17 protein-coding genes and 1 pseudogene are annotated in these 17,792 nt (G+C 43.4%); 15 read left to right on the top strand and 3 right to left on the bottom strand.

Annotated elements, in window-relative coordinates:
* Positions 1 to 89: 89 nt before the first annotated feature.
* Positions 90 to 548: a hypothetical protein gene (locus tag ABEV15_RS02015; RefSeq protein ID WP_064221095.1), complete on the bottom strand. Its 459-nt coding sequence runs from the start codon at positions 546 to 548 to the stop codon at positions 90 to 92.
* Between the two features lie 461 nt (positions 549 to 1,009).
* Between ABEV15_RS02015 and ABEV15_RS02010 the strand changes: the two genes are divergently transcribed.
* The gene (locus ABEV15_RS02010; protein ID WP_498852243.1) at positions 1,010 to 1,447 is read left to right on the top strand and encodes a YwiB family protein; all 438 of its coding nucleotides are present in this window, start codon (positions 1,010 to 1,012) and stop codon (positions 1,445 to 1,447) included.
* Entirely contained in the window at positions 1,444 to 3,114 is a 1,671-nt protein-coding gene (gene argS, locus ABEV15_RS02005; RefSeq protein WP_498852238.1) for an arginine--tRNA ligase, read from the top strand. Before ABEV15_RS02010 ends, argS begins: the two co-directional genes overlap by 4 nt.
* A gap of 30 nt (positions 3,115 to 3,144) precedes the next feature.
* Here argS and cls read toward each other — a convergent pair whose 3' ends face one another.
* Positions 3,145 to 4,323, bottom strand: a complete 1,179-nt coding sequence (cls, locus tag ABEV15_RS02000) for a cardiolipin synthase (protein WP_498852237.1) — start codon at positions 4,321 to 4,323, stop codon at positions 3,145 to 3,147.
* Between the two features lie 87 nt (positions 4,324 to 4,410).
* Here cls and ABEV15_RS01995 point away from each other — a divergent pair, with 87 nt between their 5' ends.
* The 8 genes and pseudogenes from ABEV15_RS01995 (at position 4,411) to pyrG (ending at position 12,470) form a co-directional block, all read left to right on the top strand.
* Entirely contained in the window at positions 4,411 to 6,549 is a 2,139-nt protein-coding gene (locus ABEV15_RS01995) for a (Fe-S)-binding protein (protein WP_498852236.1), read from the top strand.
* 168 nt (positions 6,550 to 6,717) lie between these two features.
* Positions 6,718 to 7,899 carry an acetyl-CoA C-acetyltransferase gene (locus ABEV15_RS01990; RefSeq protein ID WP_498852235.1) on the top strand — a complete coding sequence of 394 codons (1,182 nt, stop codon included), beginning with the start codon at positions 6,718 to 6,720 and terminating at the stop codon, positions 7,897 to 7,899.
* 14 nt (positions 7,900 to 7,913) lie between these two features.
* Positions 7,914 to 8,084 (top strand): annotated as a pseudogene (locus ABEV15_RS01985) (acyl-CoA dehydrogenase family protein); the annotation flags it as partial.
* Positions 8,081 to 9,220: an acyl-CoA dehydrogenase gene (locus ABEV15_RS01980; RefSeq protein WP_498852234.1), complete on the top strand. Its 1,140-nt coding sequence runs from the start codon at positions 8,081 to 8,083 to the stop codon at positions 9,218 to 9,220. The pseudogene ABEV15_RS01985 and the gene ABEV15_RS01980, both read left to right, overlap by 4 nt.
* Before the next feature lie 10 nt (positions 9,221 to 9,230).
* The gene (locus ABEV15_RS01975) at positions 9,231 to 9,854 is read left to right on the top strand and encodes a TetR/AcrR family transcriptional regulator (RefSeq protein ID WP_498852233.1); all 624 of its coding nucleotides are present in this window, start codon (positions 9,231 to 9,233) and stop codon (positions 9,852 to 9,854) included.
* 20 nt (positions 9,855 to 9,874) lie between these two features.
* Entirely contained in the window at positions 9,875 to 10,018 is a 144-nt protein-coding gene (locus ABEV15_RS01970; protein WP_339172008.1) for a hypothetical protein, read from the top strand.
* Positions 10,019 to 10,172: 154 nt separating this feature from the next.
* A complete protein-coding gene (gene rpoE / locus ABEV15_RS01965) occupies positions 10,173 to 10,718 on the top strand; it encodes a DNA-directed RNA polymerase subunit delta (RefSeq protein ID WP_429630112.1) in 546 nt (181 codons plus the stop codon).
* A gap of 156 nt (positions 10,719 to 10,874) precedes the next feature.
* Positions 10,875 to 12,470, top strand: a complete 1,596-nt coding sequence (pyrG, locus tag ABEV15_RS01960; RefSeq protein WP_429630114.1) for a CTP synthase — start codon at positions 10,875 to 10,877, stop codon at positions 12,468 to 12,470.
* Between the two features lie 27 nt (positions 12,471 to 12,497).
* Here pyrG and ABEV15_RS01955 read toward each other — a convergent pair whose 3' ends face one another.
* Positions 12,498 to 13,016, bottom strand: a complete 519-nt coding sequence (locus ABEV15_RS01955; protein WP_429630116.1) for a DUF2529 domain-containing protein — start codon at positions 13,014 to 13,016, stop codon at positions 12,498 to 12,500.
* Positions 13,017 to 13,185: 169 nt separating this feature from the next.
* Between ABEV15_RS01955 and ABEV15_RS01950 the strand changes: the two genes are divergently transcribed.
* The 5 genes from ABEV15_RS01950 (at position 13,186) to glpX (ending at position 17,669) form a co-directional block, all read left to right on the top strand.
* Positions 13,186 to 13,548 (top strand): response regulator, encoded by a 363-nt coding sequence (locus tag ABEV15_RS01950; protein ID WP_498852232.1) that lies wholly within the window; start codon positions 13,186 to 13,188, stop codon positions 13,546 to 13,548.
* Between the two features lie 202 nt (positions 13,549 to 13,750).
* Complete coding sequence (locus tag ABEV15_RS01945) at positions 13,751 to 14,611, top strand: class II fructose-bisphosphate aldolase (RefSeq protein ID WP_498852231.1); 861 nt, start codon at positions 13,751 to 13,753, stop codon at positions 14,609 to 14,611.
* 82 nt (positions 14,612 to 14,693) lie between these two features.
* Positions 14,694 to 15,341, top strand: coding sequence for a fructose-6-phosphate aldolase (fsa, locus tag ABEV15_RS01940; protein ID WP_003397044.1), 648 nt, complete (start codon positions 14,694 to 14,696; stop codon positions 15,339 to 15,341).
* A 52-nt stretch (positions 15,342 to 15,393) separates the two neighbouring features.
* Positions 15,394 to 16,680, top strand: a complete 1,287-nt coding sequence (gene murA, locus ABEV15_RS01935) for a UDP-N-acetylglucosamine 1-carboxyvinyltransferase (protein WP_498852230.1) — start codon at positions 15,394 to 15,396, stop codon at positions 16,678 to 16,680.
* A gap of 26 nt (positions 16,681 to 16,706) precedes the next feature.
* Complete coding sequence (gene glpX, locus ABEV15_RS01930) at positions 16,707 to 17,669, top strand: class II fructose-bisphosphatase (protein WP_429630124.1); 963 nt, start codon at positions 16,707 to 16,709, stop codon at positions 17,667 to 17,669.
* Positions 17,670 to 17,792: the final 123 nt, after the last annotated feature.

The following is a 17,792-nucleotide window of genomic DNA, read 5'->3' as shown; positions in this document are numbered from 1 at the left end:
AAAAATAATCGGCCTTGACACCTTCGAAATATATTCTCATAAAATACCACCTTAAAAGAAATGGTTTTAATAAAAGGTTTAGAGAGTTTCTATGGTGTAGATAATTTGCCGCTACCGACTATTTTCCACCCATTATTGCTTTTTACTATAACTAAATAGTATTTTGAAGAATCAGAATCTAATTTTGATGGAAAAGATTCTTTTATTTTTGACACATTACTTTTATCATTGTTTTTTGATACATAATGATTCACACACCCGTAGCTAGTATCAAACCCTGTTTTTTCTCTGTAAAGACAATAAGTTACTGTTTCTCCTGGCGGGGTGATGCCATCAGCCCAGTTTTCTTTGCTGCCGTTGTAAAAAGCGTGACCATCTATTGTAGCTGTTCCTTTGTTTAAAGTGTGATATATTCCGTTAGCCTTTCCATCAACTATATAAACAGCATTATAAGAGTACGAAGAGGATATTGCCGATACAATGATGGGAGTTAGCATCACAATCGATATGAGTAACATCATAGATATTGTAAAAATTCTTGGTTTCATCATTCGCCTTCCTAAAATTTCTTTCATTTTCCTGTTTCATTATTATAAACTTTTTTTTCTATACATGTATATCCGTATATTCCACAATTTTTTCATTTTAAATATTTGTATATGTTTTATCGAAAATGGGCAATTGTCATTTTCTTACATTTGGTAAAAATAAAGGCTCTTTACCGAAAGTTGTACTTGACTATTTCAGGACACCTCTTCCCTATACTTATAAGGGAAAATAAGTAAAAATATTTTTGGACACGAAGGCTCAAAAAATCCCTCTCTTTTCAAGTGTATTTTGTGGTGATGAAACAAAATAAAGTGAAACTTGTCAGTTTTGCACATAGAAAAGTACAGATAAAATGTTTGGGAAAGAGAAAATGCGCAACGAACTTTGGATCATTGGCGAGCTATTGCATGTATGCGCCTCTTTTTCTATACTTAACTACAGTCACAACAACTGCAAGGATGTGGGGAAGGTGAATGGAATACCGATACAACTGAAGCAAGTGACAGAAATTCGCGATGGCGCGCGAAAAGAAATTGTTGTCATTGAGGCAAATGGTTTATACTACTTAAAAGGGGATGCAACGTATGTGACGTTTGACGAGACGTATGAAGGAGAAACGATCAAAAACGTCGTGAAAATTGCCAATGATGAAGTTGTCGTTCTCCGCTCCGGTGCGATCTCGATGCGCCATACGTTTCGTAAACAGTCGGAAACGATCGGTACGTACGAAAGTCCGATGGCGCGCTGGGAAATGAAAACAAAAACAGAACAAGTATCGTATCAGTATAACGAGAAAACGAAAAAAGGGCAGTTATTTTTTTCTTACATACTTCACTTATCTGGGAAACATGTCGGTCGTCATGCGGTGACGATTTCGTTTAAGGAGGCAAAGAAATGAACATTGTTGAACAAATGAAACAAAAATTGAAGGAAGAAATAAAAGAAGCAGTCATTCGCTCAGGGGTTGCGACAGAGGCAGACGTTCCAAACGTCATTTTAGAGACGCCAAAAGATAAAGCACACGGCGACTATTCAACAAACATTGCGATGCAACTCGCGCGCGTAGCGAAAAAAGCACCGCGTATGATTGCCGAAGACATTGTCCGCCACTTTCATGGTGAAGCGGTATTCGTTGAAAAAGTAGACATTGCCGGACCAGGATTTATTAATTTTTACATGGACAATCGCTATTTAACAGAACTCGTGCCGACCATTTTACAAGCAGGGGATGCATACGGTGAAACGAATGTCGGCAATGGGCAAAAAGTGCAGGTCGAGTTTGTTTCAGCGAACCCGACAGGTAGTTTACATTTAGGTCATGCACGTGGAGCAGCTGTTGGCGATTCGTTATGCAACATTTTGAAAAAAGCAGGCTTTGACGTGACGCGTGAATATTACATTAACGATGCCGGCAATCAAATTGCGAATTTAGCCAAGTCGGTCGAAGCGCGTTATTTTCAAGCGCTTGGCATTGATAAAGATATGCCAGAAGACGGATACTTCGGTGAAGATATTGTTGAATTAGGGAAAAAGTTAGCGGAAGAGCATGGCGACAAATTTGTCGCGCTTGATGAACAAGAGCGACTTCAACAGTTCCGCGAGTACGGACTGGCGTTTGAAATGGATAAAATTAAAAAAGATTTAGCGGACTTCCGCGTCACGTTTGACGTATGGTATTCGGAAACGTCTCTTTACCATAACGGAAAAATCGAGAAGGCGCTTGAGACATTGCGCGAAAAAGGGCATATTTACGAGCAAGATGGCGCAACATGGTTCCGCTCGACGACATTTGGTGACGACAAAGACCGCGTGCTTATTAAACAAGATGGAACGTACACGTATTTATTGCCGGACATTGCATACCATCAAGATAAACTTGAGCGCGGATTTGAAAAAATTATTAACATTTGGGGCGCGGACCATCACGGCTACATTCCGCGCATGAAAGCAGCGATCGCTGCACTTGGATATGACCCAGACGTATTAGAAGTTGAAATTATTCAGCTCGTTAGCTTATATCAAAATGGCGAAAAAGTGCGCATGAGTAAGCGGACAGGAAAGGCTGTTACGCTGCGCGACTTAATGGAAGAAGTTGGATTAGATGCGACGCGTTATTTCTTCGCGATGCGTTCATCGGATACGCATTTAGATTTCGATATGGACTTAGCGGTGTCGCAATCGAATGAAAACCCTGTGTATTATGCACAATATGCCCATGCGCGCGTATGTAGCATGCTTCGTCAAGGAGAAGAACAAGGGTTATCTTATGATGGCGAACTATCTTTTACGTACGAATTAGCGGAAAAAGAAATCGACTTATTGAAAAAGCTAGGGGAGTTTCCTTCAGCTGTTGCTGAAGCGGCGGTGAAGCGCTCACCACATCGGATGACGAACTACATTTTCGATCTTGCTTCTGCGCTACATAGTTTTTACAACGCGGAAAAAGTGCTTGACGCAACGAACGTGGAAAAAAGCCGTGCTCGCTTAGCGCTTATGAAAGCCGTGCAAATTACATTGAAAAATGCACTCGCCCTTGTCGGTGTACATGCTCCTGAAAAAATGTAACACAAAAGCCCTCGTTGCAAAGAGGGCTTTTTATAATAATGGGGCGATCATTGTCGCGGTGGCTTCTTTTAGGCGCTGAAACCATGTTTGTTTGCGGAAATATTCCGCTGTTAACAACGTCGATGTGTCGATATCGCGAGCGATTGTTTGTTTCACATGTTGAATAAACGGTTTGTCATATATATAACAACTCATTTCGTAGTTAATAAACAAACTGCGGCGATCAAAATTTGCCGTGCCAATATCACATAAATGATCATCAATGACAATCACTTTTGTATGGTAAAATCCGTTATAAAACTGATAAATGCGTGCCCCTGCGCGCAAAAGTTGGCGAAAATACGGGTATGATGCTTCTTTAACAAACGAATGATCTGCTTGCATCGGTACAATAATCGTCAGTTGAACTCCTCGTTTTATCGCTTCAAGCAGGGCATTCATAATTTTTTTACCCGGAATAAAATATGGTGTCCCGATGATGATTTCCTGTTTTGCTTGTTTAATGAGCTGAATAAATTCTTCCTCTAGATATTTTCCATCTGTCGGAAGAAAGCGATGTTTCATCGCCCCTTTTTGAAGAGGTGGAAAATATCGCTCACTATTTCCAAACGATTGTCCTGTTGCTTTTGTCCAATCTTCTTGAAACTGTCGTTGCAAATCATGAACCCCTTCTCCCATAATTTTTAAATGATAGTCGCGCCAATGGCCAAACTTCGGATCTTGTCCGATATATTCTTTTCCGATATTAAACCCGCCCAAATAGCCAATTTTCCCATCAATGACAGTAATTTTGCGATGGTTTCGCTCATTTAGTTTATAGAAAAAAAACGGTAATGCCGGGCGGTTTGCAAAGGCAAATTGTCCGCTTTTTTGTCGGAGGGAAGCCGGTAACCCGAAGCTTCCAACCCAATCGACAAGGAGGCGCACTTCCACCCCTTCGTTTACTTTTTGTTCAAGTAAAGAAAAAAATCGCTGCCCGATTTCATCATCGCGCACGATATAAAATAAAATGTGAATGTGGTGTTTTGCTTGTTCTAATTGTGCGAAATAGTCGTCAAACAACGTTTCTCCTGTCGTAAATAGCGTGATGTCACTTTGGCGCACAACACCCGCCTTCTTTTGTACCGCTGCTTTTGAAACTTTTTTGCCCCATTTATAATCGAGCAAAAGAAGAAACAATAAAATAATGGCAACTATGAGCCAGCCCATGCCCTCACTCCTTTCTTTCTTGTAGTCTTTCCAAAAAGAAAGTAAAAAATGAGAAAAAATATTGACTGAACGCTCATTCATTATATAATGAAAGTAAGTTTGTTCAGAAAATTTATTTTATTTTTACAACAAAGGGGGAAGGGTATTGTGCTTTGGTTGAACTGGATTGCTTTTTTACTTGTGACAGCGTACGCCGTTCATTTGTTCGTTTATCTCGTCAAAACGCGCATCGCGTATATTAAGCTAGGGAAAAAAGTTGAGTTTGATGGAAAAGTAAAAGAGCGTCTGCAAAACATATGGATCAACGTTTTTGGGCAAAAAAAGCTGTTAAAGGATAAAAAAAGCGGGATCATTCACATCATGTTTTTTTACGGCTTTATTCTCGTTCAGTTTGGAGCGATTGACTTCATCATTAAGGGGCTTGTCCCGGGAGCGCACTTGCCGCTTGGGCCGCTTTATCCAGCGTTTACGTTTTTCCAAGAAATCGTCACATTGCTTATTTTAGTGGCAGTGTTATGGGCGTTTTATCGTCGCTACATTGAAAAGCTTGTCCGTTTAAAGCGAGATTTGAAAGCAGGGCTTGTGCTCATTTTTATCGGTGGACTTATGCTTTCGGTGTTGTTCGGTAACGGCATGAGCCGCATTTGGCATAACGAAGGGACGTCGTGGAGCGAACCTGTCGCTTCAGCTATCGCCCTTGCATTTGGTTGGGTAGGGGAAACAGGTGGAGCGGTATTGTTTTTTGTCGCTTGGTGGGTGCACTTGCTTATTTTATTAACGTTTTTAGTGTACGTGCCACAATCGAAACATGCGCATTTAATCGCTGGGCCGATCAACGTTTTTTTCAGCCGGTTAACGAGACCGAAGCTTGAAAAAATCAACTTTGAAGATGAAACACAAGAATCGTTTGGCGTTGGTAAAATCGAAGACTTTAAGCAAACCCAACTGATCGATTTATATGCCTGTGTCGAGTGCGGGCGCTGTACGAACATGTGCCCGGCAACAGGAACAGGAAAAATGTTATCGCCGATGGATCTTATTTTAAAGTTGCGCGACCATTTAACAGAAAAAGGTGCAGCGATTACATCAAAAGCTCCTTGGGTGCCGACGTTTGCGTTTGCGAACACAAAAGGAAACCAGCTCGCTTTTATGGCACAAGGAATGCAAGAACAAGCGGCAACGATTGAAGTGCCGAACTTAATTGGCGATGTCATTACGGAAGAAGAAATTTGGGCATGTACGACGTGTCGCAACTGTGAAGACCAATGCCCAGTTATGAATGAACATGTCGATAAAATTATTGATTTGCGTCGTTACCTCGTATTAACAGAAGGAAAGTTAAACCCAGATGCACAACGGGCGATGACAAATATCGAACGTCAAGGAAACCCATGGGGACTCAATCGCAAAGAAAAAGAAAACTGGCGCGAATTGCGTGAAGATGTGCGCATTCCGACAGTAAAAGAAATGCAAAAAGCAGGGGAAGAATTCGAATATTTATTTTGGGTTGGTTCGATGGGTTCATTTGATAATCGAAGCCAAAAAATTGCGCTAGCTTTTGCGCGTCTATTAAATGAGGCGGATGTGAAATTTGCGATTTTAGGCAACAAAGAGAAAAACTCTGGTGATACGCCACGACGTTTAGGAAATGAATTTTTATTCCAAGAATTAGCGACAGCCAATATTGCCGAATTCGAAAAAGCAGGCGTGAAAAAAATTGTGACGATTGACCCGCATGCGTATAACACATTTAAAAACGAATATCCAGATTTCGGCTTTGAAGCGGAAGTATATCACCATACGGAGTTACTAGCAAAGCTTGTTGAAGAAGGTCGTCTTGTCCCGAAATATGAAGTAAACGAAGTCGTTACATTCCACGATTCATGTTATTTAGGCAGATATAACGACGTATACGATGCACCGCGTCAAATTTTGAAAGCGATTCCGGGCGTGAAACTTGTTGAAATGGCACGCCATCGCGAAACAGGCATGTGTTGTGGCGCTGGTGGCGGATTAATGTGGATGGAAGAAATAACAGGCACGCGCATTAACGTCGCGCGCACAGAACAGGCGCTAGAAGTGAATCCGACAGTTATTAGCTCTGGCTGTCCGTACTGCTTAACAATGCTATCAGATGGTACGAAAGCAAAAGAAGTCGAAGAAAAAGTCGGTACGTATGATGTAGCTGAACTGTTAGAAAAAGCTGTATTTGGTCCGGTTCATTAAAAATTCTAAAAAAAATAAATAGTTTTATTTTTTAAGATATTTTCAGTACAATGAAAGCAATAGGAAGGTGTGCGGCTTGTCGTGCGCCTTCTTTGCCCGTCCATCATTGAACGAGCGTTCGCTCAATATTTTTGAAAGGGCTTTCTTATGAAGAAAAGGGGGAGAAACATGGGGAAAACGGTCATTGTTAGCGGGGTACGTACACCTTTTGGAAAGTTTGGTGGCAGTTTAAGCGCATTGAGCGCAGCGCAGCTTGGAGGTATTGCGATCAAAGAGGCGCTCGTGCGCGCAAATGTTCGTGCAGAAGATATCGATGAAGTCGTATTTGGCACCGTATTGCAGGGTGGACAAGGACAACTTCCATCGCGGCAAGCAGCGAGAGAAGCGGGGATCCCGTGGGAGACAAAAACCGAAACGATTAATAAAGTGTGCGCCTCAGGGATGCGTAGCGTCACGCTCGGTGATCAAATCATTCGTGCTGGAGATGCGGACGTCATCGTTGCAGGTGGAATGGAATCGATGAGCAATGCGCCGTATATATTACCGAAAGCACGTTGGGGATTGCGTATGGGCGACTCGACGGTGAAAGATTTAATGGTCTATGATGGATTGACATGCAGTTTTACAGGTGTGCATATGGGTATTTACGGAAGTGAAACAGCAAAAGAGTTAGGCATTACGCGCGAAGAACAAGACCGCTGGGCGTATCGCAGCCATCAATTAGCGATTGCGGCGATCGAAAGCGGCAAATTTGCTGAAGAAATCGTCTCTGTTTCTATTCCACAACGAAAAGGGGAACCGATCACCGTAGCGGTGGATGAATCACCGCGTAAGGATACATCGCTTGAAAAATTAGCGAAACTGGCGCCCGTATTTGATCCAACAGGCACGATTACAGCAGGCAATGCGCCGGGGGTAAACGATGGAGCAGCTGCGCTCGTATTAATGAGCGAAGAGCGCGCGCAAAAAGAAGGGCTCACGCCACTTGCGACAATTGTAGCCCATACGGCGATTGCCATTGAAGCGAAAGATTTTCCGAAAACACCAGGCATCGTCATCAACGAATTGTTGCGTAAAACAGGCAAAACCGTAAACGACATTGACTTATTTGAAATTAACGAAGCGTTTGCTGCTGTCGCTTTAGCAAGCATGAAAATTGCTGACTTGCCAGAAGAAAAAGTAAATGTAAACGGCGGTGCCATTGCGCTTGGGCATCCGATCGGAGCGAGCGGAGCGCGCATTATGATTACGTTAATTCATGAATTGAAACGTCGCGGAGGCGGCCTTGGCATTGCAGCGATTTGTAGCGGTGGCGGTCAAGGCGATGCAATTATGATTGAAGTCCATTAATGGGGTATAGGGATATGAAAGTGACCGTCGAAGCGGTACAAATTTTCGGAGGCAACGGTTATACCGAAGACTATCCGGTTGAACGATTATTCCGCGATGCGAAAGTATGTGAAATTTACGAAGGAACGAGCGAAATTCAGCGGCTCGTCATTAGTAAACATTTGTTTAGGGGGATGGGGAAATGAACTTTCAATTAAGCGAAGAGCATGAAATGATACGAAAAATGGTGCGCGACTTTGCGAAAAACGAAGTTGCACCAACCGCAGCAGAACGCGATGAAGAAGAACGTTTTGATCGCGACATTTTTAATAAAATGGCAGATCTCGGTTTGACGGGCATCCCATGGCCAGAGGAATACGGCGGTATCGGTAGCGACTATTTGGCATACGTCATCGCGGTGGAGGAGCTTTCAAAGGTATGCGCATCGACGGGAGTGACGCTTTCTGCTCACATTTCATTAGCAAGTTGGCCAATTTATAAATTTGGGACAGAACAACAAAAACAAACGTATTTACGAGCACTAGCGACAGGGGAAAAGCTTGGGGCGTACGGTTTATCTGAGCCGGGTGCAGGTTCTGACGTGTCAGCGATGAAAATGCGTGCGGTGCGTGATGGTGATCATTACGTATTAAACGGTTCAAAAGTATGGATTACAAACGGTGGAGAAGCGGACATTTATGTCGTTTTTGCGGTGACAGATCCAGAGAAAAAGCACCGCGGCATTAGCGCATTTATTGTTGAGAAAGGAACGCCTGGTTTTTCGATCGGGAAAAAAGAGAAAAAGCTCGGCATTCGTTCATCGCCAACAACAGGGCTCATTTTTGAAGATTGTCGCATTCCGAAAGAAAATTTGCTCGGTGAAGAAGGAGAAGGATTTAAAATTGCGATGATGACGCTTGATGGCGGTCGAAATGGTATCGCAGCGCAGGCGGTTGGCATCGCGCAAGGGGCGTTAGATGCAGCGGTAGAATATGCGAAAGGACGTATTCAATTCGGCAAGCCAATTGCAGAACAACAAGGCATTGCCTTTAAACTAGCTGACATGGCAACTGCTATTGAAGCTGCTCGTTTACTAACGTATCAAGCGGCATGGCTTGAATCAAATGGCTTACCGTACGGAAAAGAATCAGCGATGGCGAAATTGTTTGCAGGAGATACAGCGATGAAAGTGACCGTCGAAGCGGTACAAATTTTCGGTGGCTACGGTTATACGAAAGACTATCCAGTCGAACGGTTTATGCGCGATGCAAAAATTACGCAAATTTATGAAGGGACGCAAGAAATTCAACGCATCGTCATTTCAAGAATGTTGACAAAATAGGAGTGATGTGATGAAAAAGCGTGAGGTGCCAGCGTCTGTAAAAGATGAGCGGCTTGTGAAAAAAAGGAGAAATGAAATGATTAAAGGGGCGATTTCGCTATTTAAACAAAAAGGTTTTCATCAAACGACGACGCGCGAAATTGCCCGCGCTTCTGGTTTTAGCATCGGAACGTTATACGAATACATTCGCAAAAAAGAAGATGTTCTTTATTTAGTGTGCGATCGGATTTACGATGAAGTGCGCGATCGTATGGAGCAGGCAATCGATACGACAAAAGGGGATTTAGACGGTTTAAAATTAGCAATTAATTACTATTTCCGTGTCGTTGACGAGCTGCAAGACGAAGTGCTCGTTATGTATCAAGAGGCGAAATCGCTTGGTAAAGAATCGCTTCCTTATGTGCTCAATAAAGAATTACAAATGGTTGCGATGTTTGAACATATTTTACGACGCTGTGTGGACAATGGGGTATTTTCATTAACAGAACAAGAAATTCAATTATTTGCACATAACATTTTCGTTCTCGGTCAAATGTGGGGATTCCGTCGTTGGGCGTTGAAAAAAATGTATACGCTCGATGAATATATTGAATTGCAAACAAAGCTATTGCTTGAAGGGATTATAAAGCGGTAGCGAAAGGGGATGGGAGAAACATGGCGCACATTTATCGTCCAAAACATCATGTTCGCTTTGTGACGGCGTCTAGTTTGTTTGATGGGCACGATGCGGCCATTAACATTATGCGTCGCATTTTGCAAGCAAGTGGAGCGGAGGTCATTCATGAAAGCGTTGTATGAAGTCGGTGGACAATATCGCCGCAATATGTAATGTCAGGGAATGTCCCGACATTTTTTTTTGGGCGACGCTCTAGCATAAAGTAAATGAATTTGTTTATAATGAATGGTATGGATTTTTGTTGTTTTCATACGTTGGAGAAAGGGAGTGCGGAAAGTGAGTTTGGAGCAATACTCTCAAGAACAATTGCGAGAGATGTCTTTCGTAGAACTTGCATATTTGCTATTGTGTGAGAAAAAGCAAACGATGTCGTTTCAAGAGATGGTCGAGCAGCTAGTCGCCATTAAAGGATTGTCTGAAAACGAAGTGAGCGCGCGATTAGCGCAGTTTTATACAGATCTAAACGTCGATGGACGGTTTATTTGTACCGGGGAAACGGCTTGGGGCTTGCGCGCTTGGTATCCGTATGATCAAACAGAAGACGAAGCGGTACCTGTGGAGCGCGTGAAGAAGAAAAAAGTGGCGGATGACTTTGATGACTTCGATGACATCATTGATGAGGACGAATTAGTATATGACGATTTAGATGAAGAATTATTAGAGGATGAAGGGCTATTAGATGATGAATTTGTATTGGATGAAGATGAAGAAGTGATTGATGATTTATTAGATGAAGAACTAGATTTAGATGATGCCCCGCTCGATGAAGAGCTAGACGTCGTCGATGAAGAACTTGAATTAGAAGAAGATGAGGAATTATAATCTTGACTTTTTACATCGATATATGTAGAATTCTGTTTGGGCTCTTTTCATAGAGATACGTTCGCTCCCTTACATATTTGTAAGCGGAGCGTTTTTATTTTTCCCCGAATTCGCACACACTGTAACTATTCCAAATGAGTTGAGGGGGAAGGTTTCATGACAAAATATATTTTTGTAACAGGTGGCGTCGTATCATCGCTTGGGAAAGGAATTACGGCTGCATCACTTGGCCGATTATTAAAAAATCGCGGCTTAAAAGTGACGATTCAAAAATTTGATCCGTACATTAACGTTGACCCAGGAACGATGAGCCCGTATCAACACGGAGAAGTGTTCGTCACAGATGACGGGGCGGAAACGGACTTAGATTTAGGTCATTATGAGCGCTTTATTGACATTAACTTAAACAAATACAGCAACGTAACAACAGGGAAAATTTACTCAACCGTATTGAAAAAAGAGCGTCGCGGCGATTATTTAGGTGGTACGGTACAAGTCATTCCACACATTACAAACGAAATTAAAGAGCGCGTGTTCCGTGCGGGACGTGAGACGAATGCGGACGTCGTCATTACTGAAATTGGCGGAACAGTTGGGGATATTGAGTCTCTCCCGTTTTTAGAAGCAATTCGCCAAATCAAAAGCGACGTCGGTCGCGGCAACGTCATGTACATTCATTGTACGCTTGTGCCGTATATTAAAGCGGCAGGTGAAATGAAAACAAAACCGACGCAACATAGCGTAAAAGAATTGCGCAGCTTAGGCATTCAGCCAAACGTCATTGTTGTGCGCACAGAAATGCCGATGTCTCAAGATATGAAAGATAAAATTGCTTTGTTCTGTGACATCGATCCGAAAGCGGTTATTGAAGCGCGCGATGCCGATACGTTATACGCTGTACCGCTTATGCTTCAAGAACAAAAGCTCGATCAAATCGTTTGCGAACATTTAAAACTAAACTGTAACGAAGCTGATATGACCGAATGGGTTGCGCTTGTTGAAAAAGTGCGCAATTTATCGAATAAAACAACGATTGCCCTCGTTGGAAAATACGTTGAGCTTCAAGATGCGTACATTTCTGTTGTTGAAGCGTTGCGCCATGCAGGGTATGCATTTGATGCGGACGTGGACATTCGATGGATTAACTCTGAGCATGTCGATCGAAACAACGTTGCACAGTTGCTTCAAGGGGTAAATGGCATTCTCGTTCCAGGTGGATTTGGCGATCGTGGCATTGAAGGAAAAATTGAGGCGATTCGATATGCGCGCGAACAGCGCATTCCGTTCCTTGGCATTTGTTTAGGTATGCAGCTAGCATCTGTCGAGTTTGCTCGCCATGTCGTCGGGTTAAAAGGCGCTCATTCAGCAGAAATTGATCCGAACACGCCACACCCAATTATCGACTTATTGCCAGAACAAAAAGATATTGAAGATTTAGGAGGAACGCTTCGCCTCGGCTTGTATCCGTGCAAGCTCGTTGAAGGAACGAAAGCGTACGAAGCATATCAAGATGAAGTCATTTATGAGCGCCATCGCCATCGTTATGAATTTAACAACGAATATCGTACGATGATGGAAGAGCACGGTTTTGTGTTTTCAGGAACAAGTCCAGACGGCCGCCTTGTAGAAATTATTGAGTTGAAAGATCATCCATGGTTCGTTGCGGCGCAGTTCCATCCGGAATTTACATCTCGTCCGACGCGTCCACAACCACTTTTCCGCGAATTTATTCGCGCATCGTTAGAAAAATAAAGGAGGATGTCCGATATGGGCATCCTCTTACTCGTATTCTGCCACGATTTCTTGCGTCACGAGCGCTAAGCTATGATACGCAAATAAAGCGGCAACAGCGGAAGGAAAGCCGACGCGCGTGCCATCTTCTGCGGGAACGAGCGGCTTTTTTAAACATAAATCAATATGTACATCGACATAGTCAACAAGCGATGCCTTCGCTTCCGCTATAACAGACGACATGCCGATCGTCCATATGTTTTGTTCACGAAGTTGTTGCGCGATGCGAATGGCTTTTTCATCTGTGCAAAAACGCGAAACGATGAGCACGCGGTCAGCAGTTGTCACTTTATTCATATCTAGCTGTTTTACGTTCAGCAGACGTTCAGCTCCATGCAACGCTTCAGCAACGACCGCTTCCATTTCACCGATTCCGTAAATAAAAATCGTTCCGTTGCTGATCACTGCTTGAGCAAGCAGACGGGCGGCATCTTCAAACTGTTGTTCTTCTTGGGCGCTTATTCGTTGAAACACACCTGCAAGCTGTGTCGATAATATTTTTAACATGGTAAATCCCCTTTTCATGCGACGTCTTGTTTGGTGTTCATTATATTAAAAAATAAAAAAATGATCAAAATTAGAACATCAAGCAGGATAAATGATAAAAATTTCGAAATAATGATACGGTAATAAAAATAGGAGCTTTACATATGAAAAAGAGAAAATAGAGGTGTTTATGATGGCGGGGAAGATTTTAATTGTGGACGACCAGTTTGGCATTCGCATTTTATTAAACGAAGTGTTTCAAAAAGAAGGATACGAAACATATCAAGCGGCAAACGGTGTCCAAGCGCTTGAATTGTTTGCAAAACACTCCCCTGATTTAGTGTTGTTAGATATGAAAATTCCAGGCATGGACGGGGTCGAAATTTTAAAGAAAATGAAAGAGATGGATGAAAACGTAAAAGTCATCGTGATGACAGCTTACGGAGAGCTTGATATGATTCATGAGACGAAAAAACTTGGTGCGCTGACACATTTTGCGAAGCCTTTTGATATAGATGATATGCGTGATGCAGTGAAAAAATACATTCGTTAACCATTGACAGCTTTTTGAACTTTTTTCACGAAGTTTCGTTCGTTTCGGTGAATAATGTTGATGTACGGAAACAAAGTTTGTTATTCTTATAATGTACATACTATTCGAGGTCGTCTTGTATAAAATTGTCGTATTTTGGTCATTGTACATGTGAAAGGCGCTTTCGGATAGTAACAATGGCTAATTTAAGGGGGATTTAACTATGCCTTTAGTTTCAATGACGGAAATGCTTAAACAAGCATTGGCAGGCAAGTATGCGGTCGGTCAATTCAATATTAACAACTTAGAATGGACACAAGCAATTTTAACGGCAGCCGAGGAAGAGAAGTCTCCTGTCATTCTTGGTGTGTCTGAAGGAGCAGCTCGCTATATGGGCGGCTTCAAAACGGTTGTAAACATGGTCAAAGGATTAATGGAAGACATGAACATTACTGTTCCTGTTGCGATTCACCTTGACCACGGTTCTAGCTTTGAAAAATGTAAAGCGGCGATTGATGCTGGATTTACATCTGTTATGATCGACGCATCACATCATCCGTTTGAAGAAAACGTTGAAATTACATCAAAAGTGGTGGAGTACGCTCATGCGCGTGGCGTCTCTGTTGAAGCTGAGCTCGGAACAGTCGGCGGACAAGAAGATGACGTCGTTGCAGAAGGAATCATTTATGCAAATCCAGATGAGTGCGAGGAGCTTGTAAAGCGTACAGGCATCGACTGTCTAGCACCAGCGCTCGGTTCTGTACATGGTCCATATAAAGGAGAGCCAAAACTAGGATTTAAAGAGATGGAAGAAATTCGTGATCGTACAGGTGTACCGCTCGTATTGCACGGTGGAACAGGTATCCCGACAGAACAAATTCAACGCGCTATTTCGCTCGGTACATCAAAAATTAACGTCAACACAGAAAACCAAATGGCGTTTACAAAAGTGGTGCGCGAAGTGTTAGCGAAAGACGAAAAAGTGTACGATCCGCGCAAAATTCTTGGCCCTGGCCGCGATGCGATTAAAGAAACAGTCATTGGGAAAATGCGCGAATTCGGTTCTTCCGGCAAAGCATTGTAATACAAGCCGCACCGTTTCAGCGTTTGCTGAAGCGGGCGGTTTTGTTTCATTCCATTTTGAAAGCGTTTAGGAGGTTGAAATTATGAAATTTTTTATTGATACAGCGAACATTGATGAAATTCGCCACGCTCATGAACTTGGCATTTTAGCGGGTGTAACGACAAACCCAAGCCTCGTCGCAAAAGAAAATGTATCGTTCCACGATCGTCTTCGTGAAATTACTTCTCTCGTTTCTGGTTCCGTTAGCGCCGAAGTGATTGCTACAGATGCAGAAGGAATGATTGCGGAAGGGGAAGAATTAGCGAAAATCGCGCCGAACATTACAATTAAAGTGCCGATGACGCCAGAAGGATTAAAGGCGGTCAAAGTATTTAGCGAAAAAGGAATTAAAACAAACGTGACGCTTATTTTTAGCGCGAATCAAGCATTGTTGGCGGCGCGCGCTGGTGCAACGTACGTCTCTCCATTTTTAGGACGCCTCGATGATATCGGTCATAACGGCTTAGACTTAATCGAAACGATCGCGAACATTTTCGCCATTCACGACATTGAAACGGAAATTATCGCCGCATCTATCCGTCATCCACAACATGTGACAGAAGCAGCATTAAAAGGGGCACACATTGCGACAGTCCCTTACAACGTGCTTATGCAACTATTTAAACATCCACTTACTGATCAAGGCATCGAAAAATTTTTAGCAGACTGGAATAAAGCGAATCAAAAATAAGGATTAAGTTTCCATGCGTTCTAGGACTTGCTTTGCGAGAAGGGAGACACATATGGAAAAGTTAAAAATCGTTGGTGGCGACCTCCTTCAAGGCTCTGTGCGCATTAGCGGAGCGAAAAATAGCGCCGTTGCGCTCATTCCAGCCGCTATTTTAGCGAACTCACCCGTAGTCATTGAAGGGTTGCCGAACATTTCAGACGTTCATGTGCTAGGACAATTAATCGAAGAAATTGGCGGTACATTTCATTTCGATGGAAACGAAGTCGTTATCGACCCGTCACATATCGTTTCCATGCCTTTGCCGAACGGAAAAGTAAAAAAATTACGCGCCTCATATTATTTGATGGGGGCGATGCTTGGGCGGTTTAAAAAAGCGGCCATTGGATTGCCGGGCGGTTGCCATTTAGGACCGCGTCCCATTGATCAACATATTAAAGGATTCGAGGCGCTTGGAGCGAAAGTGACAAACGAACAAGGTGCGATTTATTTACGCGCTGAAGAGCTTCGTGGCGCGCGCATTTACTTGGACGTCGTCAGCGTTGGGGCAACGATTAATATTATGTTAGCTGCTGTTTTGGCAAAAGGGAGAACGATCATTGAAAACGCAGCAAAAGAACCAGAAATTATTGATGTCGCAACGCTGTTGACAAATATGGGTGCGCGCATTAAAGGGGCAGGAACAGACGTCATTCGTATTGACGGTGTTGAACAATTGCACGGTTGCCGCCATTCCATTATTCCGGATCGCATTGAAGCGGGAACGTATATGATTATCGGTGCAGCTATGGGGAAAGAGGTGATCATTGACAACGTCATTCCGCAGCATTTGGAAGCAGTTATTGCGAAAATGCGTGAAATGGGTGTCGTTGTCGAAACGGGCGATGACCAAATTCTCGTTGCGACGAAAGATCATCTTCGCGCAGTTGATATTAAAACGCTTGTCTACCCTGGCTTTCCGACCGATTTACAACAGCCATTCACTTCACTATTAACGAAGGCATCTGGGACGAGCATTGTGACGGATACGATTTATAGCGCGCGATTCAAACATATTGATGAATTGCGGCGCATGAACGCCAATGTGAAAGTCGAAGGACGTTCAGCGATTATTACAGGTCCTTCGCGATTACAAGGGGCGAAAGTGCGTGCGACCGATTTGCGGGCAGGGGCAGCGCTTGTGGTCGCGGGATTAATGGCCGAAGGGGTTACAGAAATTACAGGGTTGGAACATATTGACCGCGGATACAGCAACTTAGTTGCCAAACTTGTCAATCTTGGTGCAACAGTTTGGCGCGAACAAATGACAGAGCAAGAAATCGAACAACTGAAAAACACATAATGCACCAAAGGGGAGAGGGAGAAACGATGGAAAGAAGTTTATCGATGGAGCTTGTTCGTGTGACGGAAGCTGCCGCATTAGCCGCAGCGCGTTGGATGGGGCGTGGCAAAAAAGACGAAGCCGATGAAGCAGCCACATCTGCGATGCGCGATGTATTTGATACGATTCCGATGAAAGGAACGGTTGTCATCGGTGAAGGGGAAATGGATGAAGCACCGATGTTGTATATTGGTGAAAAGCTTGGCAACGGTTACGGTCCGCGTGTCGATGTGGCGGTTGATCCGCTTGAAGGAACGAACATTGTCGCTTCTGGCGGTTGGAACGCCTTAGCCGTGGTCGCCGTAGCGGATCACGGCAACTTGCTTCATGCGCCAGATATGTACATGGACAAAATTGCGGTTGGACCAGAAGCGGTTGGCATGATCGACATTAACGCTCCGATCATTGATAATTTAAAGGCAGTTGCCAAAGCGAAAAATAAAGACATTGAAGACGTTGTGGCGATCGTTTTAAACCGTCCGCGCCACGAACGCATCATTGCCGAGTTGCGTGAAGCAGGGGCGCGCATTAAGCTTATTAATGATGGCGACGTTGCGGCGGCGATCAATACAGCGTTCGATCATACAGGGGTAGACATTTTGTTCGGTTCAGGCGGTGCACCAGAAGGGGTATTAGCCGCTGTTGCGCTCAAATGTCTCGGTGGAGAAATACAAGGAAAACTATTGCCGCAAAACGATGCGGAGTTGGAACGATGCAAAAAAATGGGGCTAGATGTGAACCGTGTATTGCGTATGGAGGACCTTGTGAAAGGAGACGACGCTATTTTTGCGGCGACGGGTGTGACTGACGGCGAATTGTTACGTGGGGTACAATTTAAGGGGGCATATGGCGAAACACACTCCATCGTTATGCGAGCGAAATCAGGGACGGTTCGTTTCATCGAAGGACGCCATAGCTTAAAGAAAAAGCCGAATCTCGTTATTAAGTGATTGCGGGATGCGCGAACTTTTCGCGCTCTCGCTCTTTTTCTATTGATTGACAATATAAAAAAAGGGTAAAATAGTCGTGTTACGTTTCTTCTCGTAATTATCTTTTCATCTTCGCTGTTCCCA

This window comes from Bhargavaea massiliensis, from assembly GCF_050480245.1.
GTDB lineage: Bacteria > Bacillota > Bacilli > Bacillales > Anoxybacillaceae > Anoxybacillus.
The sequence above is the reverse complement of the archived record's forward strand: the minus strand, read 5'-3'. Positions and strand labels throughout refer to the sequence as shown.

What these genes read in the sequence shown, in the direction of transcription:
- ABEV15_RS02015 (WP_064221095.1), bottom strand. Translation starts at nt 548, where the DNA reads ATGAAACCAAGAATTTTTACAATATCTATGATGTTACTCATATCGATT.
- argS (WP_498852238.1), top strand. Translation starts at nt 1,444, where the DNA reads ATGAACATTGTTGAACAAATGAAACAAAAATTGAAGGAAGAAATAAAA.
- cls (WP_498852237.1), bottom strand. Translation starts at nt 4,323, where the DNA reads ATGGGCTGGCTCATAGTTGCCATTATTTTATTGTTTCTTCTTTTGCTC.
- ABEV15_RS01995 (WP_498852236.1), top strand. Translation starts at nt 4,411, where the DNA reads ATGAAAGTAAGTTTGTTCAGAAAATTTATTTTATTTTTACAACAAAGG.
- ABEV15_RS01990 (WP_498852235.1), top strand. Translation starts at nt 6,718, where the DNA reads ATGGGGAAAACGGTCATTGTTAGCGGGGTACGTACACCTTTTGGAAAG.
- ABEV15_RS01980 (WP_498852234.1), top strand. Translation starts at nt 8,081, where the DNA reads ATGAACTTTCAATTAAGCGAAGAGCATGAAATGATACGAAAAATGGTG.
- ABEV15_RS01975 (WP_498852233.1), top strand. Translation starts at nt 9,231, where the DNA reads ATGAAAAAGCGTGAGGTGCCAGCGTCTGTAAAAGATGAGCGGCTTGTG.
- ABEV15_RS01970 (WP_339172008.1), top strand. Translation starts at nt 9,875, where the DNA reads ATGGCGCACATTTATCGTCCAAAACATCATGTTCGCTTTGTGACGGCG.
- pyrG (WP_429630114.1), top strand. Translation starts at nt 10,875, where the DNA reads ATGACAAAATATATTTTTGTAACAGGTGGCGTCGTATCATCGCTTGGG.
- ABEV15_RS01955 (WP_429630116.1), bottom strand. Translation starts at nt 13,016, where the DNA reads ATGTTAAAAATATTATCGACACAGCTTGCAGGTGTGTTTCAACGAATA.
- ABEV15_RS01950 (WP_498852232.1), top strand. Translation starts at nt 13,186, where the DNA reads ATGATGGCGGGGAAGATTTTAATTGTGGACGACCAGTTTGGCATTCGC.
- ABEV15_RS01945 (WP_498852231.1), top strand. Translation starts at nt 13,751, where the DNA reads ATGCCTTTAGTTTCAATGACGGAAATGCTTAAACAAGCATTGGCAGGC.
- fsa (WP_003397044.1), top strand. Translation starts at nt 14,694, where the DNA reads ATGAAATTTTTTATTGATACAGCGAACATTGATGAAATTCGCCACGCT.
- murA (WP_498852230.1), top strand. Translation starts at nt 15,394, where the DNA reads ATGGAAAAGTTAAAAATCGTTGGTGGCGACCTCCTTCAAGGCTCTGTG.
- glpX (WP_429630124.1), top strand. Translation starts at nt 16,707, where the DNA reads ATGGAAAGAAGTTTATCGATGGAGCTTGTTCGTGTGACGGAAGCTGCC.